Raw genomic sequence first — 25,820 nt, 5'->3', positions numbered from 1 at the left:
TCGCGGTCCGCGGCGGCATCCTGGACGTCTTCCCGCCGACCGAGGAGCACCCGCTGCGGGTGGAGTTCTGGGGCGACGACGTCGAGGAGATCCGGTACTTCAAGGTCGCCGACCAGCGGTCGCTGGAGATCGCCGAACACGGTCTGTGGGCCCCGCCCTGCCGGGAGCTGCTGCTCACCGAGCAGGTGCGGGCGCGGGCCGCCGCGCTGGCCGCGGACCACCCGGAGCTGGCCGAGATCCTGGACCGGATCGCCCAGGGGATCGCGGTCGAGGGCATGGAGTCGCTGGCACCGGTCCTGGTGGACGACATGGAGCTGCTGCTCGACGTCCTGCCGCAGGGCTCGATCGCGGTGGTCTGCGACCCCGAGCGGGTCCGCACCCGGGCCGCCGACCTGGTGGCGACCAGCCAGGAGTTCCTGCAGGCGTCCTGGGTGGCGGCGGCGGCCGGCGCGGACCGGCCGATCGACATCGAGCAGATCGACGTGTCGGCCGCCTCGCTGTGGTCGCTGGCCGACGTGCGCGAGCACGCCGCCGCGATCGGCCTGCCCTGGTGGTCGGTCAGCCCGTTCGCCACCAGCGACGCCGGACTGGACGGGATCCTGGAGTTCGACCCGGGCACGCTCACCCTCGGCATGCACGCCGTCGAGGCGTACCGCGGCGACACCGCCCGCGCCATCGCCGACGCCAAGGAACGGCTGGCCGCCGACTGGCGGGTCGTCATGGTGACGGAGGGCCACGGCCCGGCGTCCCGGCTGGCGGAGGTGCTCGGCAACGAGGGCATCGCGGCCCGGCTGGTCGCCGACCTCGCCGAGGCGCCCACCCGGGACGTCGTGTACGTCTCCTGCGGCTCGATCGAGCACGGCTTCGTCGACGAGACGCTGAAGCTGACCGTCATCACCGAGACCGACCTGTCCGGCCAGCGCTCCTCCACCAAGGACATGCGCCGGATGCCGTCCCGGCGCCGCAACGCCATCGACCCGCTGGCGCTGGCCGCCGGCGACTACGTGGTGCACGAGGCGCACGGCGTCGGCCGGTACGTCGAGATGGTGCAGCGCACCGTGCAGGGCGCCACCCGCGAGTACCTGGTGCTGGAGTACGCGCCCGCCAAGCGCGGCCACCCCGGCGACCGGCTGTTCGTGCCGACCGACCAGCTCGACCAGGTCACCAAGTACGTCGGCGGCGAGGCCCCGACCCTGCACCGGCTCGGCGGCGCGGACTGGGCCAAGACCAAGCAGCGGGCCAAGAAGGCGGTCAAGGAGATCGCCGCCGACCTGATCAAGCTGTACTCGGCCCGGATGGCGGCCCCCGGCCACACCTTCGGCCCGGACACCCCCTGGCAGCGTGAGCTGGAGGACGCCTTCCCGTACGCGGAGACCCCCGACCAGCTGACCACCATCGCCGAGGTGAAGGCCGACATGGAGAAGTCGGTCCCGATGGACCGGCTGATCTGCGGCGACGTCGGCTACGGCAAGACCGAGATCGCGGTCCGGGCGGCCTTCAAGGCCGTCCAGGACGGCAAGCAGGTCGCCGTGCTGGTGCCGACCACGCTGCTGGTGCAGCAGCACTTCTCCACCTTCGCCGAGCGGTACGCCAACTTCCCGGTGGTGGTGAAGGCGCTGAGCCGCTTCCAGACCGACGCGGAGGCGAAGGCGGTGCTGGAGGGCCTGTTCGAGGGCTCGGTGGACGTGGTGATCGGCACCCACCGGCTGTTCTCCTCGGAGACCCGCTTCAAGGACCTCGGCCTGGTCATCGTCGACGAGGAGCAGCGCTTCGGCGTCGAGCACAAGGAGCAGCTGAAGAAGCTGCGGGCCAACGTCGACGTGCTGACCATGTCGGCGACCCCGATCCCGCGCACCCTGGAGATGGCGGTCACCGGCATCCGGGAGATGTCCACCATCACCACCCCGCCGGAGGAGCGGCACCCGGTGCTGACCTTCGTCGGCCCGTACGACGAGAAGCAGATCTCGGCCGCGATCCGGCGTGAACTGCTGCGCGAGGGCCAGGTCTTCTACATCCACAACCGGGTGGAGTCGATCGACAAGGCGGCGGCCCGGCTGAAGGACCTGGTGCCCGAGGCGCGGGTCGCCACCGCGCACGGGCAGATGGGCGAGACCCAGCTGGAGAAGGTCGTCGTCGACTTCTGGGAGAAGGAGTTCGACGTGCTGGTCTCCACCACCATCGTGGAGTCCGGCATCGACATCTCCAACGCCAACACCCTGATCGTGGAGCGCGGCGACACCTTCGGCCTGTCCCAGCTGCACCAGCTGCGCGGCCGGGTCGGCCGCGGCCGCGAGCGCGGCTACGCCTACATGCTGTACCCGCCGGAGAAGCCGCTCACCGAGACCGCGCACGAGCGGCTCGCCACCATCGCCCAGCACACCGAGATGGGCGCGGGCATGTACGTGGCGATGAAGGACCTCGAGATCCGCGGCGCGGGCAACCTGCTCGGCGGCGAGCAGTCCGGGCACATCGCCGGCGTCGGCTTCGACCTCTACATGCGGATGGTCGGCGAGGCGGTGGCCGAGTTCCGGGACTCGCTGGCGAGCGGTGGCGCCGAGCCGGAGGAGGAGCCGCTGGAGGTGAAGATCGAGCTGCCGGTCGACGCCCACGTGCCGCACGACTACGCCCCCGGCGAGCGGCTGCGCCTGCAGGCGTACCGCTCGATCGCCGCGGTCAACTCCGAGGACGACATCGTCCAGGTCCGCGAGGAGCTCACCGACCGGTACGGCAAGCTGCCCGAGCAGGTGGAGAACCTGCTGCTGGTGGCCGCGCTGCGGCTGTACGCCCGGCGCTGCGGGATCGGCGACATCACGCTGCAGGGCAACTTCGTCCGGTTCGGCCCGGTCGACCTGCGCGAGTCCCAGCAGCTGCGGCTGAACCGGCTCTACCCGCGCAGCCAGGTCAAGGCGGCCGCCGCCCAGCTGCTGGTGCCGCGGCCGAGCAGCGGCGGCCGGATCGGCGGCAAGCCGCTGGTCGGGCGGGAACTGCTGGCCTGGAGCCGGGAGTTCCTCACCACCATGTTCGACGACCTGGCGGGGGCGAAGAAGTAGCGGACGTCCGCGCGGGGCTGGTGGTGGCGGTACGGTGTGCGGCGAACCGCCACCACCCGCCACCACCTGGACAGGAGAGCGCATGTCCGGCCACCCGTACGGGCCGCCCGGCCACGCCGCCGGCGGCCCGCACCACCCGGCGCTGAAGGCCCTCTACGCCCTGCTGCCGCTGCTGACGGTGGGCCTGCTCGGCCTGGTCCCGTCGGTGGTGCTGGCCGCCCGCCGGCGCCGGCCCGCCGACCTCGCCGGTGCGGTCGTGATCGGCGCGGTGCAACTCGCCGTCTACGTCTGCCTGGGCCTGACCCCGGACAACAGCCAGGGCAGCCCGTACAGCATCGTCGGCGGGCTGCTGCTGATCGCCCTGGCGGTCGGCGCGCCGGTGCACTTCCTGGTGATGGACCGCGCCGCGGCCTGGTTCCCCGGCCGGCCTGCCCCGCACCCCGCCTTCCCGGCCCACCCGCAGCCGTACGGCCCGTCGTACGGGCAGCCGCACGCCCAGCCGTACCCGCAGCCCTACGGGCAGCCGGCCACCCCGCCGCCGACGCCGGGCGGCAACCCCTACGCCACGGGCGGATGACCCGTTCGGACCAAGGTCTGGCACCGCGCGGTCGGGCTCCCTATTGTCTGTCCCTGTCAGGAGAACCACCGGAGACCGCACCAGCCACAGCCGGACAACTGGAGGCCGCACGTGATCCGCACCCGCTCCGCCGCCCGCCGCACCGCCCAGGCGGTGGCCGGACTCTCCCTCGCCGTCCTGCTCGCCGCCTGCGCGAACACCCCGGCCCACCAGGGAGCCGCCGCGGTGGTCGGTGACGAACGGATCAGCGTGGCCACCGTCGAGGCGAAGGTCGCCGCGGTGCGGGACGCGTCCGCCGCCCGGCCCGGCGCGGCCCGCGCGGAACAGGCCGGCCTCGCCCGGCGTACCGTCGCGGAGCTGGTGCTCGACCGGGTGCTCGCCAAGGCCCTCACCGACCGCGGCCTCACCGTCTCCGCCACCGAGGTCGCGCAGGCCCGCGAGGCCGACGCGAAGCTGCTCGGCGGGCCCGACCAGCTGGCCGCCGAACTGCTCGGCAAGCAGGGCGTACCCGCCGTCGGCATCGACGACTTCTACCGCCAGCAGCTCGGCCTGCAGAAACTCGCCACCGCCGACGGCCAGGACGCCCGCTCGGCCGGCGGCGACGAGGCGATCCGCAAGGCCCTGGTGACCGCGGGCACCGCCCTGCGGATCGAGGTCAACCCGCGCTACGGACACTGGGACCCGGCCCAGATCGGCCTGACCGACACGGCCGACGACTGGCTGCCGACCAACAGCACCCTGTACTGACCTGTACCGACCTGTACCGACCTGTACCGACGGCCGGCACCGGGCCGAGGGCCGGGGGCCGGGGGCCGGGGTCCGGACGGGTAGGTTCGAAGCTGTGGACACTCCGAAGCTGACCCTGCTCACCACCACCCACCGGGTCGCCCCCGGCCTGCTCTCCTGGCCTGCCTGGCAGGCGCTGCACGCCGCCGGCCGGGTACTGGCCGCCGACCCGGCCCACCCCCAGCTGCCCGCCCTGCGACAGGCCGGGGTCGAGGTCGAGCTGATCGAACGCGGCACCGCGCCCGCTCTCGCCCGCCGCCTGGTCGAGGCCGCCCCGGTGCTCTGGCTGGGCAGCCCCGACGGCGACCCCGGACTGACCGACGCCCTGGCCCGGATCTCCGTGGAGGAGGCCGGTGCGGCGCCCGAGATCGAGCTGCTGCCCGGCTCGTACGACCTGCCCGGCGCCCGGCTGCTCGACCTGGCCTCGGTGATGGACCGGCTGCGCTCGCCGGGCGGCTGCCCGTGGGACGCCGAGCAGACCCACGCCAGCCTGGTGAAGTACCTGGTGGAGGAGGCCTTCGAGCTGGTCGAGGCGATCGAGGAGGGCGACCGCGAGACGCTCCGCGAGGAGCTCGGCGACGTGCTGCTGCAGGTCTTCTTCCACTCCCGGATCGCCGAGGAGCACCCCGAGGACCCGTTCTCCATCGACGACGTCGCCGGTGACATCGTCGACAAGCTGATGTACCGGCACCCGCACGTCTTCGGGGACGTCGACGCCACCGGGACCGCCCAGGTCGAGGCCAACTGGGAGCAGCTGAAGGCCGCGGAGAAGCAGCGCGAGTCCGTCCTGGACGGCGTACCGGCCGGACTGCCCTCGCTCGCCTATGCGGCGAAGCTGGTCTCCCGCGTCCGCCGGGCCGGCTTCACCGGCGTCCCCGACCAGCCGTGGACCCTGCCGTCCGCCGACCTCACCGACGAGAGCGCCGGCGCCCTGCTGCTGGCCGTCGCCCAGCGCGGCTACGACGCGGGCATCGACGTCGACGCGGCCCTCCGCGCGGCAGCCCGCCACTACCGCACCGCCATCCGCACAGCAGAAGGCCTCCCGGCCTGACCCCCCACCCCTGGAGGTGTGGGGAACTGCGCGAGGGCGGTAGGGCACGGGGGTGCACCCGGCGTCGCACGGGTGGGGTTGCTCGTACGTTGCCGTTGTTGAGCCGGGATGTCTTCCGCTTCGCGCAGTTCCTCGCGCCCCTTGGGGACGCTGCGCTGGGTTGCGGGTCCGTTGCTGTCGTTGAGCTGGGATGTCTCCCGCTTCGCGCAGTTCCTCGCGCCCCCGGAGGGGGCTGCGCTTGCGGGGGAGGGGCGCCGGAGGGTCAGCGCATGAAGCGCCGCGCCATCCCCGCCACGCAGGCGATGATCCGTTCGCTGCTGAGCCCCATCCGGTTGCGCTGGAAGTCGTAGAGCTCGGGCGCCAGCGGCGCGAGCAGCAGGTCGATGTGGGCGTCGGGGTCGGGGACGTCCGCGTCGACCAGCAGGGTGCGGATGTGGATCCGCCAGAAGCCGTACGCGCCCGAGGTGAAGCGGGCCGCCCCGGTCTCCGCGCCGAGCGCGAGCGGCAGGTGACGTTCCAGCAGGTCGATCGCGGCGACGTAGAACGCGGCGAGCCGCTCCCCGGGCGGTGCCCCGGGCCCCAAGGGGGGCGGGCCGCTGAGGAGTTGTTCCTGGAGCCGGTACTCGTGCTCGTCGAGGAGCGCGACCGCGACGGCGGCCGGGTCGGGGAAGCGCCGGTAGAGGGTGGCGCGGCCGACGCCGGCGGCCTTGGCGAGCTGGTCCATGGTGATGGTGGCCGGGTCTCTGGTGGCGAACAGCTCCTCGGCCGCGGCCAGGATCTGGGCGCGGTTGCGCGCGGCATCGGCCCGTTCACGGGGCTTCGCCTGCGCCGGGGGAGTGGGGACCGGCAGGCCTGTTGTCATGGCCAGATCGCGTCGGTGCTGCCCGCTGTGCATGTTTTCGAGCTTACTACCAGGCGCAGAAGAAACTGAGCCGACTGTCCACTTAGCCCTTTCAGGTGTACTGTAAATGGACACACTGTCCGTTTAACTGGGAGAGGACGAGGTCATGCACAGCGCGCTGCTTGCCGTGGCCCTGCTGGTCGGCTGCTTGTTGGCCGTCCAGGCGTCGGTGAACCTCCAGCTGAACTCCGCGGTCGGGACGCCCTACGGCGCCTCCACCGTGCAGCTCAGCGTCGCCACCGGCATTCTGATCATCATCGCCGCCGTCTTCGGCACCCTGGGCGCGTTGGGCAAGCTCTCGGATGTCGACGGCTGGCACCTGCTGGGCGGCCTGGCCAGCCCGCTCTACATCACCAGCGGCATCCTGCTCTTCCCACGGCTCGGCGCGCTGGTGAGCGTCGGACTCTTCGTCACCGGGCAGATGTTCGCCTCGCTCGGGATCGACCTGCTCGGCCTGTTCGGTCTGGAGAAGAAGCCGCTCGGCGTGGGCATCGTGCTCGGTGCGCTCGCCGTCCTGGTCGGGATCGTGGTGATCGTCCGCGGCCAGTTGCGGGCGGCCGCCGCGGCCGCGCCGGGCGCCGCCCAGCTGAGCGGTGCGGCCCGGGTGGGCTGGCTGGCGCTGGGCATCGTGGCCGGTGGCGTCCTGCCGATCCAGGGTGCGATCAACGCCAAGCTGCGGGCCGACCTGAACGCGCCGATCACCGTCGCCGCGATCAGCTTCACGGTCGCCACCGTCACCATCGCCGTGGTGCTGATCGCGCTGCGCGCCACCAACCGCACGCCCGCGCCCAAGGTCGCGCCGCTGAAGAAGATGCCCTGGTGGGGCTGGTTGGGCGGGGCCTGCGCGGCCGCGTACGTGACCGGCACCTTCATGCTCATCCCCAGCATCGGCGCCGCCGTGACGGTCGCGCTCACCGTGACCGGCCAGCAGCTCACCTCCGCCGTGATCGACCACAACGGCCTGTTCCGGCTGCCGAAGCGGGCGCTGAACTCCTCCCGCCTGATCGGTCTGGTCTGCCTGATCGGCGGCTCGCTGGCGATCCAGCTGTCCTGAACCGCCCGGTGTTGTCCTGACGGCCCGTCCCGTCGACGTCCAGCTCGGAGGTCCCATCCATGAGAGACAGTTACCAGGCCGGCCCCGGCATCCAGGTGATCCCGTCGGACCTGCCGATCCCGGGCCTCGGCCTGCAGGCGGTCAACGCGTTCCTGGTGCACGGCGCCGAGCCGTTCCTGGTCGACACCGGGATGCCGGTGGACCGGGAGGGCTTCCTGAAGGCGCTCTGGGAGCTGATCGACCCGGCCGACCTGCGCTGGCTGGTGGTCACCCACGACGACCGCGACCACACCGGCAGCCTGGCCGCGGTCCTGGAGGCGGCGCCGCAGGCCCGGCTGGTCACCAACCCGATATCGCTGACGCGGCTCGGCGAGGAATTCCACATTCCTGGTGACCGTGTGGTCACGGTTAATCCGGGGGGCACCTGGAAACTCCCGGACCGGACGATCAGCTTCCATCGTCCACCGACCTACGATTCGCCGGGGACCGTCGCGCTGTTCGATCATTCGGACGGCACCCTGTACAGCTCGGACAGTTTCGGCACGGTGGTGTCGGAGCCCGCCGAGCATCTCTCGGAAATACCGGAGGACGAGTTCTTCTCGGGATTCTCCATACTCAACCGGGCCATCGCGCCGTGGACGGCGCTGGCCGACGAGGAGAAGTTCCGGGCGGCGCTGAAGAAGATCGCCGGCCTGCGGCCGGCCCGGCTGCTCAGCGCCCACGGCCCGACGGTCGAGGGCCGGGTGGACGACCTGTTCGCCGCGATGTCCGAGATCCCCTCGCTCCCCGCCTGGCTCGCCGACGCGGACCTGGACCTCGACGCGGCGCTGGCCGCGCACGAGGCCGGGTCCCCGGCCCGGTCATGAGCCCCGGACCGCACCGCCGTCCCGGCGCGTCCCGGACGGACCGGCAGGCCGGCGCCGCCCCGGCGGCACCCGTACCCACCTCCGTTCCCGCACCCGCACGTGCACCATCCGCACCATCCGACAGGAGCCACCCCATGCCCGAAGCCGACCTGACCCCGCCGCCCGGCGTCATCACGGTCTTCTCCGACATCTGGTGTTCGTTCGCGCACATCGCCGTCCACCGCCTGCACACCGCCCGCACCCGGCTCGGCCTGGACGGCAAGGTCTGGTTCGACCACCGGGCCTTCCCGCTGGAGCTGCTGAACAACGCCCCGAGCCCGCGCCCGGGCACCGACAGCGAGGTGGCCCGCAACGCGAGCCTGGAGCCGGGTGCCGGCTGGCAGCTGTGGCAGGCGAAGGACTGGCTGTACCCGTCGACCACGCTGCCTGCGCTGGAGGCGGTCCAGGCCGCCAAGGCGCAGAGCTTCCGGGCCGCGGAGCAGCTGGACCTGGCGCTGCGCCGGGCGTTCTGGGCCGAGTCCCGCTGCATCAGCAACCGCAAGGTGATCCTGGAGGCCGCCCGCGAGGCCGAGGTGGTCGACGTGGCCCAGCTGGAGTCGGCGCTGAACGACGGCCGGGCCCGCGCCGAGCTGTCCGCGCAGGCGGCGCTCTCGGCGTCGGACCGGGTCAACTGCAGTCCGCACCTGTTCCTGCCGGACGGCACCGACCACGCCAACCCGGGCATCAAGGTGCGCTGGGAGGGCGGCTACGGCATCGGCTGGCCGGTCATCGAGAGCGATGACCCGAAGGCCTTCGACGACCTGCTCCAGCGCGCCGCCGCGGTCTGATCCGAGCCCGCTCGGAACGTATTTTCATAGCCTGCCAGGAATAGGCATCCCGGGATCCTCGGGGTGCCTATTCGTGCTGCCCGAACCGATCAATCACGAATCGATCTCGACGGCTGAATGTAAATTCAAAGTTATCGTTCTGTTACCCACAGCCCCGGTGGATCTCCTCTAGGGTGAAGCTCGAAGATTCGAGGATCGATCGAGTGATCGAATCTTCGCCATCCGCATTTCGATCAGCAGCAAGGGGGATATTGCTATGTCGAATACGAGCACCTCCGACGTCAGCTCCTTCGTGGACCTGACCCAGCACGAGATCGAAGCGCTGAAGACCAGGTTCAACCTGGCCGATGCGCACACCCACCAGCGCCAGTCGGCGAGCCAGGACAAGATCGTGGGCCGGCTGCCGGAGCTCTGGTACGAGTCGGAGCAGAACCAGCAGGCCTACTTCGAGGCGCAGTTCGTCGACGCCTTCTTCCGCCTGCACCGCCAGCCCACCGCCCGTGCGATGGGCCGGACCCTGCTCTCCTACTCGGCCAGCGTGGCGACCATGGTCGCGGCGATGTACCTGAAGCGCCGGGAGATGACGGTCTCGCTCATCGAGCCCTGCTTCGACAACCTCACCGACCTGCTGCGCAACATGCAGGTCCCGTTGAAGCCGCTCCCGGAGCAGACCCTGGCCGAGACGGCCGGCATCTACGACGGCCTGGTCGCCAATGTCGAGACCGATGCCATCTACCTGGTGGACCCGAACAACCCGACCGGCTTCACCCTGCTCGCCCAGGGCCTGGACGGCTTCCGCGAGGTCATCCGCTACTGCGTCGACCACGACAAGCTGCTGATGATCGACTTCTGCTTCGCCTCCTTCGCGCTGTGCGACCCGGAGATCGGGCGGGTGGACGTCTACCAGCTGCTGGAGGACTCCGGCGTCACCTACATGGTGATCGAGGACACCGGGAAGACCTGGCCGATCCAGGACGCCAAGTGCGCCATGATCACCGCCAGCCGGAACATCCACGAGGACGTCTACAACCTGCACACCAGCGTCCTGCTGAACGTCTCGCCGTTCGTCCTCAACATGGTGACCCAGTACATCGAAGACTCCATCGAGGACGGCTTCGAGTCGGTCCGCGAGATCATCACCCAGAACCGCCGGGCCGCCGAGTGGGCGCTGGACGGCGCGGTGCTGGAGTACCAGACGCCGGTGGTCAACACCAGCGTCGCCTGGTTCCGGATCAAGCCCGAGCACCTCACCGCCTCGGCCCTGCAGGCCGAGCTGTACGACTCCGAGGTGTACGTGCTGCCCGGCACCTTCTTCTACTGGAACGAGCCCAGCCGCGGCGAGCGCTTCATCCGCCTGGCGCTGGCCCGGGAGCCCAAGGTGTTCGCCTCGGCGATGGAGCGGCTGCGTGAGGTGCTGAAGCGTCATGAGCAGAGCTGAGACCTTCATCGACGGCACCGCCTTCATGGCGATGCACAGCAGCGACGAGGCCGTCCGCCGGAGCTTCAAGGCGTTCTTCGCCGGCCGGCTCAGCGACCGGGTGGTGCTGAACCTGGAGCAGGTCGGCTGGTGCGACAACCTGGTCTGGCAGTACTCCCGGCAGGTCCAGGACGCCTACTACCCGTTCATGGACAACCTCCACACCGACATGCGGATCGACCGGATCGGCTACTCGGAGGAGGACCTCGCGGCCGCGGCGGCCGACCCCGCGCTCACCGGACTGCCGCTCATCAAGCGGCTGCTGGTCGGCCAGGTCGCCAACCGCGGGGGCACCCTGGTCACGGCCGACCCGGAGCTGCTCGCCTGCACCGGGCTGCCCGTCACCGCCCTGCCCCTGCCGGCCGTGGAGCCCGTCTTCCCCGGCCTGCTGGAGCCGCTCTACCAGGACTCGCTCGCCCTGCGGGTGGCGTCCTTCGGACCCCAGGAGACGTCATGACGTACACCGGAACCATCGCACCGCTGGTCACCCCGGTGGACGCCGAGGGCCGGGTCCACGAGGCGAGCGTGGCCGGGCTGATCGCCTCGATCCGGGCGGAGGTCACCGGCCTGATGCCGGCCCTGAGCTCCGGCGAGGGCTGGAAGCTGACCGAGACCCAGTGGCGTGACATGGTCACCTACGCGGTCCGGTACGCGGACGGCCTGCCGGTGCTGGCCGGCATCCACCTGCCCGACACCGACGCGGTGATCGAGCGGGCGAAGGTCGCCCTCGCCCTCGGGGCCGCCACCGCGGTGGTGACCACCCCGTTCCGCTCGGACATCACGCAGGAGGAGATCTACCTCCACTACCGGCGGATCCGCGAGGCGGTGGACATCCCGCTCTTCCTCTACAACGAGGAGGCGGTCTCCGGGAACAAGATCGAGCTGGCCACCCTGCTGCGGATCTGCGAACTCCCGGGCATCGTCGGGATCAAGGAGTCCAGCGGCTCCGCCGAGTACACCCGGCAGGCGGCCGCCGCGCTCTCCATCCCGGTCTTCGAGGGCTGGGAGAACCTGCTCTCCGACGTCCCCGGCATCGCCGGCATGGTCGGCCCGCTGGCCAACCTGGACCCCGCGCTGTGCAACGCGGTCCTGGTCGACCCCGCGCCCGACGTGCAGAAGAAGGTCGACGAGGCCTGCGAGCGCTACGGCATCTTCCGCGACGACTGGTACCGCTACGTCAAGGAGGAGCTGCACCGCCGCGAGGTCATCGCCTTCCCGGACGTGGTGGCGGAGCGGTGACCGCCGCCCTGGAGACCGAGGCCGACGCCGGACTCCGGGACCAGCGCAGGCTGTTCCGGCTGAACCGCCGGCTGCCAAGCGCCGAGGAGTACGGCTGGATGCGGGCCGCCGAGGACGCCTGGATCGGCCGGCTGGCTGCCGAACACGTCGCCGCGGCGCCGGAGTTCGGATCGCTGGCCGACCTGGTCAAGGCGCTCGGCGAACTGCACGCGGCCGAGCAGGCGGACATCCCGGCCAGCCAGGACTACCTGGCGCTGTCCGCCACCCTGGAGGAGTTCAAGGCGGTGGTCGGGCAGTTCGCGGTCGATGGCCTGATCGAGTCCCAGCCGCTGCTGCCGGTGGTGCCCCGGCTGCCGTACCGCGCGGGGATGGCCGTCTTCCGGGTGCTGATCGACGAACTCGGCTGCGGCAACGAGGACCAGGCCCACTCCCAGCTGTACCGGGACCTGCTCACCGAACTCGGGATGTCCCTGGACCTGGACGACTACATCGACGGGACCGGAGCCGCCGGCCTCGCCTACGTCAACCTCTTCCACTGGCTGGCCGCACGGGCCGAGTCGCCGGAGTACTTCCTCGGCGCCTACGCCTACTTCGAGGCCAGCGTGCTGTACGGCTTCCAGGGCTTCGCCCAGGCGGCCAAGCGGCTCGGCATCGAGCACCACCAGTACTTCACCGAGCACCTGTACATCGACCAGTACCACAGCCGCCAGATGCGCGGCGCGATCAAGGCCTACGACGAGGAGGCCGGCGCCGACCTCGCCAAGGTCTGGGCCGGCGTCACGCTCACCAGCGCGATCGTCGCCGAGGCCAACGAGGCCGCGATCACGCTGGCCCGGACGGGGGCGGTGCGATGAGCACCGACACCCCCACCCGGATCCGGCAGGTCACCGAGGAACTGGTCCTGGTGGAGCTGTCCGGCCGCCGGGTCCTGGTCCAGGCCTCCTGCCCGCACCGCAAGGGCCGGCTGCTGTTCGGGTACGTGGACGAGCGCAACCTGCGCATCCGCTGCCCGCTGCACAGCTCGACCTTCGACCTCGACTCGGGCCGGCGCACCGCCGGACCGGCCTGCGACCCGCTCAGGGTGGTCGCGGTGGTCGCGGACGGCTCGGACGGCACCGACGAGGCCGCCGCGCTGGCCGGCGGGGCGAGGTGACGGCGGACCGCCGTGAACTGTCCGACCTGGGGGCCGCCACCCGCGGCCCCCAGGTCGAGCAGCACGGCATCGACCCCATCCCCGAGTCCGAACGGACCTCCGGGCCCGGCGAGTTCGGCTGGATCTGGTCCTCCGCCCAGTTCTGCTTCGGCACCGTCGTGCTCGGCGCGCTGCCGGTCAGCTACGGCCTGGGCTGGTGGGCCGCCTGCACCGCGATCCTGGCCGGGGTTGCGGTCGGCACCCTGATGGTGCTCCCGCTGGTCCGGTTCGGCCTGCGGACCGGGCTCAACGACCCGATGGCCAGCGGCGCGCACTTCGGCGTCCGCGGCCGGGCGCTGGGCAACGTGATCACCATCGCGGTGGCGATCGGCTTCTTCGCCATCTCGGTCTGGACCGGCGGCACCGCTGTCATGGTCGCCGCCCACGAACTGCTCGGCACCCCGGTCGGCCGCGGCCCGCTGGCACTGGCGATGCCCGCGGCCGCGGTGGCGGTGGTCCTGGTCGCCGCCCTCGGGCACAACGCCCTGGTCCGCACCTACAAGGCGACCGCCGTGCTCGGCGGCCTGATGCTGCTGTTCCTGGTCGTCGTGCTGGTACCCGGGTTCGACCCGGGCTACGGCGGCGGGGACCTGGTCCTCGGCAGCCAGGGCACCACCTGGCTGCTGGCGGCCACCTCCTCGGCGGCCGCACCGCTCTCGTACGCCACCTTCCAGGGCGACTACAGCCGCTACATGTCCGGGCGCCGCGGCGACCGGCCGGTGCTGTGGTGGGCCGGCGGCAGCATGTTCCTCACCTGCGTCGCCGCCCTGCTGGTCGGCGCGTACGTGACGACCTTCTTCCCCACCGACCCGCTCTGGCTGCAGGGCCTGACCGACGCCGTACCGGGCTGGAGCGTCCCGGTGATCGTGGTGTTCGGCCTGGTCGGCACCCTCCCGCAGGGCGGCCTGTGCCTCTACGCGGCCGGGCTGTCCGTCAACTCGCTGTTCTGGCGCACCTCACGGGCCGCCGCCACGCTCGCCGTGGCGGTGCCCTCGATCCTGGCCCTGTACCTCGGCGCGGTGGTGTACGACGCGATGGACTCGATGTCCGCGTTCGTCTCGCTGCTGCTCACCGCGGTGGCGCCGTGGGCGGCCGTGCTGACGGCCGGCTACCTGCTGCGCCGGGGCCGTTACCGGCCGGCCGAGCTCGCCCCGGCCGACGCCCCGGCGGGCCGCTACTGGTACACCCGGGGGCTCAACCCCCGGGCGGCGGCGGCCTTCCTCACCGGCGCGGTGCTCGGCGTGCTCTGGGTCAACAACCCGCTGTACGTCGGCCCGCTGGCCGAACTGACCGCGGGCGTCGACCTCAGCCTGCCGGTCTCCTTCGGCGCCGCGGCACTGCTGTACGTGCTGCTGGTCCGGCTGTCGCCGGAGCCGGGCGAGAGCCCGGCCGGGCCGCCCGAACGGTACCTGCCGCTCAGCGCCCCGGCGCTGCCACGGCAGTCCCGCTCCCGGCCGGCGCCCGACGCTGGGCCGGCACGACCTCGCTGATCGCCTCGCCGACCAGCGCGAGCAGCTCGGCCAGCGGGTCGAGGTGGTCGGGCAGGTCGGCGAGCGCCACGATCCGCTCGCCGTCCGGTCCGGCCACCGCGAACAGGTCGATCGGACCCAGGTGCTTGCGGGCGGTCTCCACCAGCGCGGCGACGTCGCTGGGCTGGTGGACGTCCGCACTCACCCCGACCACCGGGCAGCCCGGCCGGTCCAGCTCGGCGGCGAGGTCCTCGGCGACGCCGGGGTGGAGATCCGCGATCAGCAGCCCGGCCGCGCCCGCGGCGGCGAACCGGCGGGCGAGACCCGCCCCCGAACCTCCGCCGAGCACCGCGATGACCACCACTGCCCCGGCTACTCGCATGGCCTGCTCCTCCTTGAGCGAAACCGCCGCGGGCCGCACCGCACCGCGGCCCACACATGGCTGTCGGAGGATCGTAGACACGCGGCGACCCTCCGCAACAGGGATTACCCGCCAGGTGACCAGACTCACGCCCGCGCAGGCAAAGGTTACGGTCGTGCCATGCCGGAACCAGTCGAGTCCACCCAGCCGGAGCTCTTCACGTGGGAGTTCGCCGCCGACCCCTACCCCGCGTACGCCTGGCTGCGCGAGCACGCCCCCGTGCACCGCACCACGCTCCCCAGCGGCGTGGACGCCTGGCTGGTGACGCGCTACGCGGACGCCCGGCAGGCGCTCGCGGACGGCCGGCTGTCCAAGAACCCGGCGCACCACAGCGGGCAGGCGCACCGCAGCGGCCGGGTCGGCATCCCGGGCGAGCGCCAGGCCGACCTGATGACCCACCTGCTGAACATCGACCCGCCGGACCACACCCGGCTGCGCCGCCTGGTCTCCAAGGCCTTCACCCCGCGCCGGGTCGCCGAGTTCGAGCCGCGGGTGCAGCACCTCACCGATCGGCTGATCGACGACTTCGCGGCCCGCGGCTCGGCCGACCTGATCCACGAGTTCGCCTTCCCGCTCCCCATCTACGCGATCTGCGACCTGCTCGGCGTACCGCCCGAGGACCAGGACGACTTCCGGGACTGGGCCGGGATGATGATCCGGCACGGCCGCGGCCCGCGCGGCGGAGTGGCCCGGGCGGTCAAGAAGATGCGCTCGTACCTGCTGGAACTCATCCACCGCAAGCGCGCCGACCTCGGCGACGACCTGATCTCCGGGCTGATCAGGGCCAGTGACCACGGTGAGCACCTGACCGAGAACGAGGCCGCGGCGATGGCCTTCATCCTGCTCTTCGCCGGCTTCGAGACCACCGTCAACCTGATCGGCAACGGCCTGTACGCGCTGCTGCGCAACCCCGCCCAGCGCACCCTGCTGCAGGACTCGGTGGCACGCGGTGAGCGGGAGCTGCTGGCCACCGGGGTGGAGGAACTGCTCCGCTACGACGGACCGGTGGAGCTGGCCACCTGGCGGTTCGCGACCCGTCCGCTGACCATCGGCGGGGTGGACATCCCGGTCGGCGACCCGGTGCTGGTGGTGCTGGCCGCCGCCGACCGGGACCCGGCCCGCTTCGCCGCCGAGAACACCCTCGACCTGGCCCGCAAGGACAACCCCCACCTGGGTTTCGGCCACGGCATCCACTACTGCATCGGGGCGCCGCTGGCCCGGCTGGAAGGACAGCTGGCCATCGCCACCCTGCTGACCCGGCTCCCCGACCTCACCCTGGCGGCCGAACCGGAGAGCCTGCGCTGGCGCGGCGGACTGATCATGCGGGGGCTGCGCGAGCTGCCGGTGGCGTTCTCGGCACACCCCTGACGGTGTGTCGGTCCGCGTGTCGGACGGTGATTTTCTCGCCGTCCGAATGACTATCAACTCGGACATATAGGGACGGTTGGTGGGCGATCTTTGACGGTTCGTAATTTCTCCGTGATGGCGGCGATATGAGCTTGTGATTGGCACATACGTCTGCCTAACCTCCGGGAAGCTCGCAGTCGCGGGCCCCGGACGCGGAACGCCGAATCCTGTCCCCGCGCCCCGGGAAGCCGACCAGAACCAGGACAGGGGCGGGGGACCCAGGTTTGCGCCGTCGCCCCCCGACGGCTAGGGGTGAAGCCGCCGACGCGGGCAGGAGCACTCGTTCCCGCCCCGCCGAGACGGCCGGGCCACCACCTCCCGGTCCGAACCCGACAGCTCACCTCGCAGGCGTGCGGAGAGGGAATCCACATGCTCTTCACCGGTACGGGCCGTCACCGTCGTTGGAACCGGGCCGAGAAGGCCATCGCCGCAGCAGGCGTGGCCGGGGTCGGTCTGGCACTGCCACTGCTCGCCGCCCAGGGCGCGACCGCAGCCCCCGTCTCCACCTGGGAGAAGGTCGCCCAGTGCGAGAGCGGCGGCAACTGGAGCATCAACACCGGCAACGGCTTCTACGGCGGACTGCAGTTCACCTCCGACACCTGGCGCTCGTTCGGCGGCGTGAAGTACGCCGCCCAGGCCCACCAGGCCACCAAGAGCCAGCAGATCGCCGTCGCCGAACGGGTGCTGGCCGCCCAGGGCCCCGGCGCCTGGCCGGTCTGCTCCCGCCGGGCCGGGCTGGCCAAGGGCGGCCCGCACCAGCAGGCGGACGCCGACCCCTCGTCCCGCAGCGCCGCCGCCCCGCCGGTCGAGCGCGCCTCCGAGCCGTCCTCCGAGGCCCCCGACGACCAGGGCGGCGAGTACACCGTCGGCCCCGGTGACACCCTGTCCGCCATCGCCGAGGCCCAGCGGCTGGCGGGCGGCTGGGAGCAGCTCTACCACGCCAACCGGGCCGTGATCGGCGCCGACCCGGACCTGATCGAGCCCGGCCAGGTCCTGCGGCTGGGCTGACCCGGGCCCGGCGCGGCCAGGCCGTCCCGGCGACGGTTCGGCAGGTACGGCCTGGTTTGCGGGCATTCAGGTGAACTACCGGCGAGTAGCCGGGCCACACGGTGAGACGGTGCCGAGGTCTGCGCGGCCCCGGCTCCGGGTGCGGTTAGGCTCTGGTCGTAACGACAACACATCCCGCTTCCGCAAGGAGATGCCTCGTGCCGTCCATTGATGTCGTCGTAGCCCGTGAGATTCTCGACTCGCGCGGCAACCCCACGGTCGAGGTCGAGGTCGGGCTCGACGACGGGAGCACGGGCCGCGCCGCCGTCCCGTCCGGCGCCTCCACCGGTGCCTTCGAGGCGCTGGAGCTGCGGGACGGTGACAAGAACCGCTACTTCGGCAAGGGTGTCGAGAAGGCCGTCCTGGCCGTCATCGAGCAGATCGGCCCGGAGCTGGTCGGCTACGACGCCACCGAGCAGCGCCTGATCGACCAGGCCATGCTCGACCTGGACGCCACCCCGGACAAGTCCTCGCTCGGCGCCAACGCGATCCTCGGCGTCTCCCTCGCCGTGGCGCACGCCGCCTCCGAGGCCTCCGACCTCCCGCTGTTCCGCTACCTCGGCGGCCCGAACGCGCACGTGCTGCCCGTTCCGATGATGAACATCCTCAACGGCGGGTCGCACGCGGACTCCAACGTCGACATCCAGGAGTTCATGATCGCCCCGATCGGCGCGGAGTCCTTCTCCGAGGCCGTCCGCTGGGGCGTCGAGGTCTACCACACGCTCAAGGGCGTGCTGAAGGAGCGCGGCCTGTCCACCGGCCTCGGCGACGAGGGCGGCTTCGCGCCGAACCTGGACTCCAACCGCGAGGCGCTCGACCTCATCGTCGAGGCCATCAAGAAGGCCGGCTACACCCCGGGCAAGGACGTCGCGCTCGCACTGGACGTCGCCTCCTCCGAGTTCCACAACGACGGCGCCTACACCTTCGAGGGCAAGGCGATCTCCTCCGCCGAGCTCATCGACTACTACGCCGAGCTGGTCGCCGCGTACCCGCTGGTCTCCATCGAGGACCCGCTGGACGAGTCGGACTGGGACGGCTGGAAGGCCATGACCGAGAAGCTCGGCGACAAGGTCCAGCTGGTCGGTGACGACCTGTTCGTCACCAACCCGGAGCGTCTGCGCCGCGGCATCGAGACCGGCACCGCCAACGCGCTGCTGGTGAAGGTCAACCAGATCGGCTCGCTCACCGAGACCCTGGACGCCGTCGAGCTGGCCCAGCGCAACGGCTACCGCTGCATGATGTCGCACCGCTCCGGTGAGACCGAGGACGTCACCATCGCCGACCTCGCCGTCGCCACCAACTGCGGCCAGATCAAGACCGGCGCCCCGGCCCGCTCCGAGCGCGTCGCCAAGTACAACCAGCTGCTGCGCATCGAGGAGATCCTCGACGACGCCGCCGAGTACGCGGGCCGGGGCGCGTTCCCCCGCTTCCGCGCCGCGGAGTAATCAAGCACAGCCGCTCCGCGGAGTAACAAGCACAGCCGCTCCGCGGAGTAACGCGTAACGAGCGCAGCTGCCGCGAACACGGTCGCCCGCTGTACCGGTGCCCCGGTCCTCACCCCGTAGGGTGGAGGCCGGGGCACCGGCGCGCAGGCCCCGCACACCACGGGGAGGGGTACCAGATGGCCAGGTGGAGGATCCCGGGGCTCCCGGCGCGGCCGCGGTTCACCAGCCGGGCCACGATCCTGGTGCTCGTCCTGTGTTCCCTGGTGGCGATACTCGCCTACCCGGCCCGCCAGTTCATCGCGCAGCGGTCCGAGCTCGCGGAGCAGCGGGCCCGGGCCGAACAGGTCAGGCAGCAGGTCGAGCAGCTCACCCGGGACCGGGCCCGCTGGCAGGACCCGGAGTACGTGAAGGCCCAGGCCCGGGAGCGGCTGCACTACGCGGTGCCCGGCGAGACGCCGTTCGTGTCGGTGGACCCGTCGCCCTCGGCGGCCGTCAAGTCCTCGTCGACCGGTGCGGCGCCCGCCGCCCAGGCGAAGGCCCTCAAGCCGTGGTACGCCGGATTCTGGGAGTCGGTCGACCTGGCCGACGCGGCCTCGCCCCGGACCGGGCCCGAAGCCGGAGCCGTACCCGCACCCGCAGCCGGGCGCTGACCCCGGCCGCCGATCCCGGCCGCCGGCCCGGAGCACCGAAGCACACCCCCCGAACCCCCGCCCCTCACGAAGACAGACCGCTGATGACCACTGAGCACACCCCCGTTGCCGATTCCGATGTCGCCGCCATCGCCGCCCAGCTCGGCCGCGTGCCGCGCGGCCTGCGCGGGGTCGCCCACCGCTGCCCCTGCGGCAACCCGGACGTCGTGGAGACGGCGCCGCGGCTGCCGGACGGTACGCCGTTCCCCACGCTGTACTACCTGACCTGCCCCAAGGCAGCCTCGCTGATCGGCACCCTGGAGGCCGACGGGGTGATGAAGGACCAGAGCGCGCGGCTGGCCGAGGACCCGGAGCTGGCCGCCGCCTACCAGAAGGCGCACGAGGACTACATCGCCCGCCGGGACGCGATCGAAGTGCTGGAGGGCTTCCCGAGCGCGGGCGGCATGCCGGACCGGGTGAAGTGCCTGCACGTGCTGGTCGGCCACGCGCTGGCGGCAGGTCCCGGCGTCAACCCGCTGGGCGACGAGGCGATCGGGATGCTGGAGGACTGGTGGGCCAAGGGCCCGTGTGTCTCCCCGGCCGAGGTCGAGGCCAGCGCTGCCCGGGTCGCCGAGCAGCGGGCCGCCGCCGAGGACCACGCGGCCGTGATCGCCGCCAAGGAGCAGAAGACCGCCGAGCGGGCCGCCAAGCGGGCGCAGGCGGAGGAAGAGGGCCAGTGACCGTCACCAGGGTCGCCGCGATCGACTGCGGCACCAACTCCATCCGGCTGCTCATCGCCGACCTCGACCCGGCCACCGGGGAGATCACCGACCTGGACCGCCGGATGGTGATCAACCGGCTCGGCCAGGACGTCGACCGCACCGGCCGGCTGACGCCCGAGGCGCTGGAGCGGACCTTCGCGGCCTGCCGCGAGTACGCCGGCCTGATCGCGGCGCACGGTGTCGGCCCCGGGCGGATCCGGCTGACCGCCACCAGCGCCTCCCGGGACGCCGCGAACGCCGGGGACTTCACCGCCGGGGTCAAGGACATCCTCGGCGTCGAACCCGAGGTGATCACCGGCGAGGAGGAGGCCCACCTGTCCTTCCTCGGCGCCACCAAGGAGCTCACCGGCACCGACCTGCCCACCCCTTACCTGGTCTTCGACCTGGGCGGCGGCTCCACCGAGTTCGTGCTCGGCGCAGCGGAGGTCCAGGCGGCCCGGTCGGTGAACATCGGCTGCGTGCGGATGACCGAGCGGCACTTCGGCGGGAGCGAGATCCCGACCCCGGATCAGATCGCCCGGGCCCGGGCGGACATCGGGGCCGCCCTGGACCTGGCCGCCGAGACGGTCCCGCTGGACGCGGCGGCCACCCTGGTCGGGGTGGCCGGCACCGTCACCACGATGGCCGGGATCGTGCTGGGGCTGCCCGCCTACGACTCCGGGCGGATCCACCACAGCCGGCTGAGCCTGGAGCAGGTCCGGGAGGTCTCGACCCGCCTGCTCGGCGCCACCCACGCCGAGCGCGCGGCGATCCCGGTGATGCACCCGGGCCGGGTCGACGTGATCGCGGCCGGTGCGCTGGTCCTGCTCGAGGTCATGGAGCGGACCGGCGCCGCCGAGCTGGTGGTCAGCGAGCACGACATCCTGGACGGCATCGCCTGGAGCATCGCCTCCTGAGCATCGCCCCCTGAGTATGGCCCCCTGAGCTGCCGTACCCCTTACCCGACCGGCCCCGGACCGGCCTCGACCGCCCCGGGGCCGGGTCGCGTGCGGCGCGTCGCGAGAAAGTTCGTGAATTTCTTCACATGGCGATCCGCCCTTTCGACGCACCCGCCCGTCCGCTCTGTCCGATATGCGGGACCGAAGGCCGTCCGGCCGGATCCCCCCGTGGATCCCAGGCGGGGCCTCCGGATCGCCGATGGAATCGAAATGAAGCCCGGGAACCTCGGGCGTACCGGGATCGTTGCTGCTCAGCAGGGCACTTCCGGCCGGGGCCCGCGCCGGATGCCACCGGGGGCGGTGGACGCCCCGTCCGGCCCCGCGATTGTGGCCGCGCAGTGTAGCAGAGGGTGTCCAGAGGGTTGTGACGGGCCTCACGAAGGGCGCTCGGGGCGGGGGTGGATACTTTCGGATATGAGCACCACGGAGCGTCCTCGCATCCTCATTGTCGGCGGTGGTTACGTCGGCCTGTATGCCGCGATGCGCATCCTCAAGAAGATGCGTTACGGCGAAGCGACCGTCACGGTCGTCGACCCGCGGCCGTACATGACGTACCTGCCCTTCCTTCCCGAGGCGGCCGGCGGCAACGTCGCGCCTCGCAACCTCGTCGCCCCGCTGCGCAGCGCCCTGAAGAAGGCGGAGGTGCTCACCGGTGCGGTCACCGGTGTGGACCACGCCCGCAAGGTCGCCACCATCCAGCCCGCGGCCGGCGACTCCTACGAGCTGCCCTTCGAGTACCTGGTCGTCGCGACCGGCTCGGTCTCGCGCACCTTCCCGATCCCCGGGCTCGCCGAGCACGGCATCGGCATGAAGACGGTCGAGGAGGCGATCAGCCTCCGCAACCACGTCATGGCGCAGCTGGACAAGGCCGAGTCCACCACGGACGAGGCGGTCCGCCGCAAGGCCCTGACCTTCGTGGTGATCGGCGGCGGCTTCGCCGGCGTCGAGACCATCGCCGAGGTCGAGGACATGGCGCGCGACGCGGCGAAGATCTACAAGACCGTCACCCGCGAGGACATGCGTTTCATCCTCGTCGAGGCGGCCAACCGGATCCTCCCCGAGATGGGCCCGGACCTCGGTCTGTGGACCAAGGAGAAGCTCGAAGAGCGCAACATCGAGATCTACATCGAGACCTCGATGGACTCCTGCGTCGACCAGCACGTGGTGCTGAAGAACGGCGTCGAGGCGGACGCCTCCACCATCGTGTGGACGGCCGGCGTCAAGCCGAACCCGGTGCTGGCCAACTTCGGCCTCCCGCTGGGCCCGCGCGGCCACGTCGACACCGCCCCGACCCTCCAGGTCAAGGGCTTCGACTACGTCTGGTCGGCCGGCGACAACGCCCAGGTGCCGGACCTCGCCGTCGGCGAGGGCGCCTGGTGCCCGCCGAACGCCCAGCACGCCGTCCGGCAGGCCATCGTGCTCGGTGACAACGTCATCTCGGGCATGCGCGGCTTCCCGCAGGCCGAGTACAAGCACAAGAACCTCGGTGCGGTCGCCGGTCTCGGCCTGCACAAGGGTGTGGCGATCCTCTTCGGCAAGTACAAGCTGAAGGGCCGTCCGGCCTGGTGGTTCCACCGCCTGTACCACGGCAGCCGGGTGCCGACCATGAACCGCAAGATCCGGGTCTTCACCGACTGGACGCTGGCGATGTTCCTCAAGCGCGAGACCGTCGGCCTCGCCGAGATGGAGAAGCCGTTCGTGGCGTTCCAGGAGGCCACCGCGCCGGCCCCCAAGGTCGTGGCCCAGGCCGCTCCGGCCGAGAAGGAGCTCGCGGCCAGCAAGTAAGCGACCAGATCCGGGCGCTGGATGCCCGGGTACGAGTCGGAGGCTCTCCGCCCGGCAGTGTCGCCGGACCACGACCTCCGTGGTGCTCAGCCGGCAGTGCGACCGGGCGGAGTACAGAAGTACAGAAGTCAGCAGCGTGAAAGGCCCCTGCCGAACCCTCCGGCAGGGGCCTTCTGCTGTACGGCGGTCAGTCGGTCTTGATGCTGGCGAGGATGTCCAGCTTCGCCGCCCGGCGGGCCGGCCAGATCGCGGCCACCATGCCGACCAGCCCGGCCAGCGCCAGGAACAGCAGCATCGTGCCGTACGGGACCACCGTGACCAGCCCGGGCAGGTCGACGGCCAGGGTGCGGTTGGTGGCCCAGGCCAGGAAGCAGCCGAGCAGCACCCCGATCACCGCACCGAACAGCGAGATCACCACCGACTCCAGCCGGACCATCCGCTTGATCCCGCGCCGGTCCAGGCCGATCGCCCGCAGCATGCCGATCTCCCGCTTGCGTTCGAACACCGACATCGCCAGGGTGTTGACCACGCCCAGCACCGCGACCAGCACCGACATCGCCAGCAGGCCGTACATCATGTTCAGCGCGAAGGTGATGATCCGGCTGAACTCGTCCTGCATGTCCTGCTTGCTGCGGACCTTGATCACCGGGTTGCTGCCGGTGGCGTCCTTGACCGACTGCCGCAGCGCGGCGGTCGGACCGTCCGCACCCTTGACCAGGATCTCCCGGATGTACGGCCGCGCGGAGTGCTCGGCGACCGCGGTGCCGGCCACCACCACCGGCGCCAGCACCTCGCTGGGGCGGAACACCCCGCCGACCGTCACGGTGCCGCTCGCGCCGTCCCCGTAGCCGACCGCGAGGGTCGAACCGACCGTCGCGCCGGTGCTCGCGGCCACCTTGCTGTCGATCAGGATCCGGCCCTGCTTCAGGGCGTCCGCCGAGCCGCTCACCAGCTCCGGCGCGACCAGCTGGTCGAAGGTGGCGGGGTCGAGGCCGCTGACCGGCTGGTCCTCGCCGCCGAAGGACCAGAAGGCGTCGGTGACCGGGCTGACGGCCGTCACCCCGGGGGCCTCGGCGACCGCCGCCACGGTCTCGGGGGAGAGGTCGCCGCCGGCCGCCATGGCCACGCTGAAGTCGGCCTTCATGGTGCCGGTGACGGTCCTGGCGACCGCGTCGGTCACCGAGGCGCCGAGCACGGTCATCGTGCTGACCAGGGTGAGGCCGATGGTGAGGGCCGCGGCGGTGGCGGCGGTACGACGCGGGTTGCGGACCGCGTTGCGCCGGGCCAGCCGGCCGGGGGTGCCGGCCAGCCGGGCCAGCAGCGGCCCGGCCGACGCGATCACCGGGCGGGACAGCAGCGGCAGCAGGACGAAGATGCCGATCAGCGTCACCGGCGCGCCGCCCTCGATCATGGCGCGGCCCGAGGATCCGGACGCGTTCGCACCGGCCAGGATCAGGGCCAGGCCGCCCGCGGTCACCAGCGAGCCGATCGTGTTGCGGACGATCAGGCCCTTCTGGGTGGTGGGCAGCTCACCGCTGCTCATCGCGGCGACCGGCGGGATCCGCGAGGCCCGGATCGCGGGCAGCACCGCGGAGACCACGGTGACCAGCACCCCGACCGTCAGCGCGGTCACCACGGTGGCCGGCGCGATGACCAGCGGACCGGTGGGCATGCCCGGGCTGAACGAGGAGATCAGCGCCTGCATCCCGGCGCCGATGCCGATGCCCGCCAGCAGGCCGGCCACCGAGGCGGCGGCGCCGATCAGCAGCGCCTCGGCCAGGACCGAACCGGTGACCTGGCTGCGGGCGGCGCCGACCGCGCGCAGCAGCGCCAGCTCCTTGACCCGCTGGGCGATCAGCATGCTGAAGGTGTTGGCGATGATGAAGATCCCGACGAAGAGCGAGATGGCGGCGAAGACCAGCAGCATGCTCTTCATCGCGGAGGTCGACTCGGCGATCGTCGCGGTCTGGCGGTCGGTCAGCTCCCGCCCGGTCTCCACCGCGAACCCGCCCTCCTTGGGCAGCTTCGTGCGGACGGCGGTGGCCAGCACGGACTCCGCGGTGTCGCTCTGCGCGGTCAGCACCACGCTGCTGTAGCGGCCGGGCAGTGCCAGCAGCTGCTGCGCGGTGGCGGTGTCCATCAGGGTCAGCGTGCCGCCGGAGGTGACCGTCGGGTCGTCGGTGGTGAAGATCCCGGTCAGGGTGGCGGTGGAGGCCGGGCCGTTGCCGGCGATCCGGACCCGGTCGCCGACCTTGAAGCCGGCCCCCTCGGCCGTGCCCCGGTCGAGCGCGATCTCCCCGGCCGCCTTCGGTCCGCGGCCCTCGGTCATCGGGTAGCGGGAGTCCTGACCCGAGGGGCCGGGCACGAAGTTGGCGCCCTGGGCCGACCACGCCTCACCGATCAGGTCGCCCTTGCGGTCCGCGACCCCGGTGAAGCCGGACACCACACCGCGGGCCTGCCGGACACCCGGCAGGGCGCCCAGCTCCTTCACGGTGGCGTCGGTGAGGGGCGCCGCGGCACGCTCACCGCGGACCGGGCCGCCCGTGGTCCGGTCGGTCACCAGCACCGACACGTCGGAGTAGCTCTTGGCGTAGCTGCTCTTCATGGCCTGCCCGAGCGTGTCGGAGAAGACCATGGTGCCGGCGACGAAGGCGGTGCCGAGCATGATGGCGAGGGCGGTCATCAGCAGCCGGCCCTTGTGGGCCAGCACGTTGCGCAGTGCGGTGCGGTACATGGTGGTTGCCGTGTCCTGGGGTCGGTGGATGGGGGCGGGCTGGTGCCGGGGTGTCAGCTGGTGCGGCCCTTGGCGTCGAAGCGGCGCATCCGGTCCAGGACGGTGTCGGCGGTGGGGTGGTGGAGTTCGTCGACGATGCGGCC

At 71.8% G+C, this 25,820-nt stretch carries 23 protein-coding genes, 1 pseudogene and 1 riboswitch; of the genes and pseudogenes, 20 read left to right on the top strand and 4 right to left on the bottom strand.

The genetic code is table 11. The features are described 5' to 3' along the window. The 4 genes from mfd to AB0D08_RS33580 all read left to right on the top strand — a co-directional run. The coding region (mfd, locus tag AB0D08_RS33595; RefSeq protein ID WP_359894044.1) for a transcription-repair coupling factor at positions 1–3,050 on the top strand (3,050 nt) is incomplete at its 5' end. Between the two features lie 82 nt (positions 3,051–3,132). Beyond that, positions 3,133–3,627, top strand: a complete 495-nt coding sequence (locus AB0D08_RS33590) for a hypothetical protein (protein ID WP_051813854.1) — start codon at positions 3,133–3,135, stop codon at positions 3,625–3,627. 111 nt (positions 3,628–3,738) lie between these two features. Further along, a complete protein-coding gene (locus AB0D08_RS33585; protein ID WP_033823776.1) occupies positions 3,739–4,374 on the top strand; it encodes a SurA N-terminal domain-containing protein in 636 nt (211 codons plus the stop codon). A gap of 94 nt (positions 4,375–4,468) precedes the next feature. Continuing rightward, the gene (locus AB0D08_RS33580) at positions 4,469–5,464 is read left to right on the top strand and encodes a MazG family protein (RefSeq protein WP_033823775.1); all 996 of its coding nucleotides are present in this window, start codon (positions 4,469–4,471) and stop codon (positions 5,462–5,464) included. Between the two features lie 262 nt (positions 5,465–5,726). Here the strand turns inward: AB0D08_RS33580 and AB0D08_RS33575 are convergent, their stop codons facing one another. Continuing rightward, the gene (locus AB0D08_RS33575; protein ID WP_033823774.1) at positions 5,727–6,326 is read right to left on the bottom strand and encodes a TetR/AcrR family transcriptional regulator; all 600 of its coding nucleotides are present in this window, start codon (positions 6,324–6,326) and stop codon (positions 5,727–5,729) included. 145 nt (positions 6,327–6,471) lie between these two features. Between AB0D08_RS33575 and AB0D08_RS33570 the strand changes: the two genes are divergently transcribed. The 9 genes from AB0D08_RS33570 to AB0D08_RS33530 all read left to right on the top strand — a co-directional run bounded on the left by AB0D08_RS33570 (position 6,472) and on the right by AB0D08_RS33530 (position 14,510). Then, positions 6,472–7,419, top strand: coding sequence for a DMT family transporter (locus AB0D08_RS33570; RefSeq protein ID WP_033823773.1), 948 nt, complete (start codon positions 6,472–6,474; stop codon positions 7,417–7,419). 59 nt (positions 7,420–7,478) lie between these two features. After that, complete coding sequence (locus tag AB0D08_RS33565; RefSeq protein WP_359894041.1) at positions 7,479–8,285, top strand: MBL fold metallo-hydrolase; 807 nt, start codon at positions 7,479–7,481, stop codon at positions 8,283–8,285. 134 nt (positions 8,286–8,419) lie between these two features. Further along, a complete protein-coding gene (locus AB0D08_RS33560) occupies positions 8,420–9,112 on the top strand; it encodes a DsbA family protein (protein ID WP_051813853.1) in 693 nt (230 codons plus the stop codon). 256 nt (positions 9,113–9,368) lie between these two features. Next, positions 9,369–10,550 (top strand): aminotransferase class I/II-fold pyridoxal phosphate-dependent enzyme, encoded by a 1,182-nt coding sequence (locus AB0D08_RS33555; RefSeq protein ID WP_033823771.1) that lies wholly within the window; start codon positions 9,369–9,371, stop codon positions 10,548–10,550. Beyond that, on the top strand, positions 10,537–11,046 hold the full coding sequence (locus tag AB0D08_RS33550; protein ID WP_359894038.1) for a DUF6190 family protein: 510 nt from the start codon (positions 10,537–10,539) through the stop codon (positions 11,044–11,046). Before AB0D08_RS33555 ends, AB0D08_RS33550 begins: the two co-directional genes overlap by 14 nt. After that, positions 11,043–11,828, top strand: a complete 786-nt coding sequence (locus AB0D08_RS33545) for a dihydrodipicolinate synthase family protein (RefSeq protein WP_359894036.1) — start codon at positions 11,043–11,045, stop codon at positions 11,826–11,828. The genes AB0D08_RS33550 and AB0D08_RS33545 overlap by 4 nt, the downstream gene beginning before the upstream one ends. Beyond that, positions 11,825–12,682, top strand: a complete 858-nt coding sequence (locus AB0D08_RS33540) for an iron-containing redox enzyme family protein (RefSeq protein ID WP_051813852.1) — start codon at positions 11,825–11,827, stop codon at positions 12,680–12,682. The genes AB0D08_RS33545 and AB0D08_RS33540 overlap by 4 nt, the downstream gene beginning before the upstream one ends. Then, positions 12,679–12,981: a Rieske (2Fe-2S) protein gene (locus AB0D08_RS33535; RefSeq protein ID WP_051813851.1), complete on the top strand. Its 303-nt coding sequence runs from the start codon at positions 12,679–12,681 to the stop codon at positions 12,979–12,981. Before AB0D08_RS33540 ends, AB0D08_RS33535 begins: the two co-directional genes overlap by 4 nt. After that, on the top strand, positions 12,978–14,510 hold the full coding sequence (locus AB0D08_RS33530; RefSeq protein ID WP_063794478.1) for a cytosine permease: 1,533 nt from the start codon (positions 12,978–12,980) through the stop codon (positions 14,508–14,510). The genes AB0D08_RS33535 and AB0D08_RS33530 overlap by 4 nt, the downstream gene beginning before the upstream one ends. On the opposite strand, the gene AB0D08_RS33525 is transcribed toward AB0D08_RS33530, so the two are convergent. Further along, complete coding sequence (locus AB0D08_RS33525) at positions 14,437–14,871, bottom strand: SDR family NAD(P)-dependent oxidoreductase (protein WP_082526979.1); 435 nt, start codon at positions 14,869–14,871, stop codon at positions 14,437–14,439. The genes AB0D08_RS33530 and AB0D08_RS33525 overlap by 74 nt on opposite strands. Positions 14,872–15,030: 159 nt before the next feature. Between AB0D08_RS33525 and AB0D08_RS33520 the strand changes: the two genes are divergently transcribed. The 7 genes from AB0D08_RS33520 to AB0D08_RS33490 all read left to right on the top strand — a co-directional run bounded on the left by AB0D08_RS33520 (position 15,031) and on the right by AB0D08_RS33490 (position 22,943). Further along, positions 15,031–16,278 (top strand): cytochrome P450, encoded by a 1,248-nt coding sequence (locus tag AB0D08_RS33520; RefSeq protein WP_033823768.1) that lies wholly within the window; start codon positions 15,031–15,033, stop codon positions 16,276–16,278. A gap of 219 nt (positions 16,279–16,497) precedes the next feature. After that, positions 16,498–16,682, top strand: a riboswitch (cyclic di-AMP (ydaO/yuaA leader). A 4-nt stretch (positions 16,683–16,686) separates the two neighbouring features. Then, positions 16,687–17,325 (top strand): transglycosylase family protein, encoded by a 639-nt coding sequence (locus AB0D08_RS33515; protein ID WP_359894033.1) that lies wholly within the window; start codon positions 16,687–16,689, stop codon positions 17,323–17,325. Between the two features lie 197 nt (positions 17,326–17,522). Beyond that, a complete protein-coding gene (eno, locus tag AB0D08_RS33510) occupies positions 17,523–18,809 on the top strand; it encodes a phosphopyruvate hydratase (RefSeq protein WP_033823766.1) in 1,287 nt (428 codons plus the stop codon). 176 nt (positions 18,810–18,985) lie between these two features. Then, positions 18,986–19,459, top strand: a complete 474-nt coding sequence (locus AB0D08_RS33505) for a septum formation initiator family protein (RefSeq protein WP_051813849.1) — start codon at positions 18,986–18,988, stop codon at positions 19,457–19,459. An 83-nt stretch (positions 19,460–19,542) separates the two neighbouring features. Then, entirely contained in the window at positions 19,543–20,178 is a 636-nt protein-coding gene (locus AB0D08_RS33500; protein WP_033823765.1) for a DUF501 domain-containing protein, read from the top strand. Continuing rightward, positions 20,175–21,116 (top strand): Ppx/GppA phosphatase family protein, encoded by a 942-nt coding sequence (locus AB0D08_RS33495; RefSeq protein ID WP_359894030.1) that lies wholly within the window; start codon positions 20,175–20,177, stop codon positions 21,114–21,116. Before AB0D08_RS33500 ends, AB0D08_RS33495 begins: the two co-directional genes overlap by 4 nt. Positions 21,117–21,572: 456 nt before the next feature. Then, entirely contained in the window at positions 21,573–22,943 is a 1,371-nt protein-coding gene (locus AB0D08_RS33490; RefSeq protein ID WP_033823763.1) for an NAD(P)/FAD-dependent oxidoreductase, read from the top strand. Between the two features lie 187 nt (positions 22,944–23,130). On the opposite strand, the gene AB0D08_RS33485 is transcribed toward AB0D08_RS33490, so the two are convergent. After that, positions 23,131–25,677, bottom strand: a complete 2,547-nt coding sequence (locus tag AB0D08_RS33485; protein ID WP_359894028.1) for an FtsX-like permease family protein — start codon at positions 25,675–25,677, stop codon at positions 23,131–23,133. A gap of 53 nt (positions 25,678–25,730) precedes the next feature. Beyond that, a pseudogene (locus tag AB0D08_RS33480) lies at positions 25,731–25,820 on the bottom strand (ABC transporter ATP-binding protein); the annotation flags it as partial.

It is taken from the genome of Kitasatospora sp. NPDC048540 (assembly GCF_040651175.1).
Taxonomy (GTDB): Bacteria; Actinomycetota; Actinomycetes; order Streptomycetales; family Streptomycetaceae; genus Kitasatospora.
Note: the sequence above shows the minus strand (reverse complement) of the source record. Positions and strands in the feature narration are given on the sequence as shown.

Bases quoted from the DNA above. Each gene is read 5' to 3' on its own strand.
- AB0D08_RS33570 (WP_033823773.1), top strand. From the start codon at position 6,472: ATGCACAGCGCGCTGCTTGCCGTGGCCCTGCTGGTCGGCTGCTTGTTG.
- AB0D08_RS33545 (WP_359894036.1), top strand. From the start codon at position 11,043: ATGACGTACACCGGAACCATCGCACCGCTGGTCACCCCGGTGGACGCC.
- AB0D08_RS33520 (WP_033823768.1), top strand. From the start codon at position 15,031: ATGCCGGAACCAGTCGAGTCCACCCAGCCGGAGCTCTTCACGTGGGAG.
- AB0D08_RS33535 (WP_051813851.1), top strand. From the start codon at position 12,679: ATGAGCACCGACACCCCCACCCGGATCCGGCAGGTCACCGAGGAACTG.
- AB0D08_RS33575 (WP_033823774.1), bottom strand. From the start codon at position 6,326: ATGACAACAGGCCTGCCGGTCCCCACTCCCCCGGCGCAGGCGAAGCCC.
- AB0D08_RS33560 (WP_051813853.1), top strand. From the start codon at position 8,420: ATGCCCGAAGCCGACCTGACCCCGCCGCCCGGCGTCATCACGGTCTTC.
- AB0D08_RS33505 (WP_051813849.1), top strand. From the start codon at position 18,986: ATGGCCAGGTGGAGGATCCCGGGGCTCCCGGCGCGGCCGCGGTTCACC.
- AB0D08_RS33555 (WP_033823771.1), top strand. From the start codon at position 9,369: ATGTCGAATACGAGCACCTCCGACGTCAGCTCCTTCGTGGACCTGACC.
- AB0D08_RS33550 (WP_359894038.1), top strand. From the start codon at position 10,537: ATGAGCAGAGCTGAGACCTTCATCGACGGCACCGCCTTCATGGCGATG.
- AB0D08_RS33565 (WP_359894041.1), top strand. From the start codon at position 7,479: ATGAGAGACAGTTACCAGGCCGGCCCCGGCATCCAGGTGATCCCGTCG.
- AB0D08_RS33515 (WP_359894033.1), top strand. From the start codon at position 16,687: ATGCTCTTCACCGGTACGGGCCGTCACCGTCGTTGGAACCGGGCCGAG.
- AB0D08_RS33590 (WP_051813854.1), top strand. From the start codon at position 3,133: ATGTCCGGCCACCCGTACGGGCCGCCCGGCCACGCCGCCGGCGGCCCG.
- AB0D08_RS33485 (WP_359894028.1), bottom strand. From the start codon at position 25,677: ATGTACCGCACCGCACTGCGCAACGTGCTGGCCCACAAGGGCCGGCTG.
- AB0D08_RS33490 (WP_033823763.1), top strand. From the start codon at position 21,573: ATGAGCACCACGGAGCGTCCTCGCATCCTCATTGTCGGCGGTGGTTAC.
- AB0D08_RS33525 (WP_082526979.1), bottom strand. From the start codon at position 14,871: ATGCGAGTAGCCGGGGCAGTGGTGGTCATCGCGGTGCTCGGCGGAGGT.
- AB0D08_RS33500 (WP_033823765.1), top strand. From the start codon at position 19,543: ATGACCACTGAGCACACCCCCGTTGCCGATTCCGATGTCGCCGCCATC.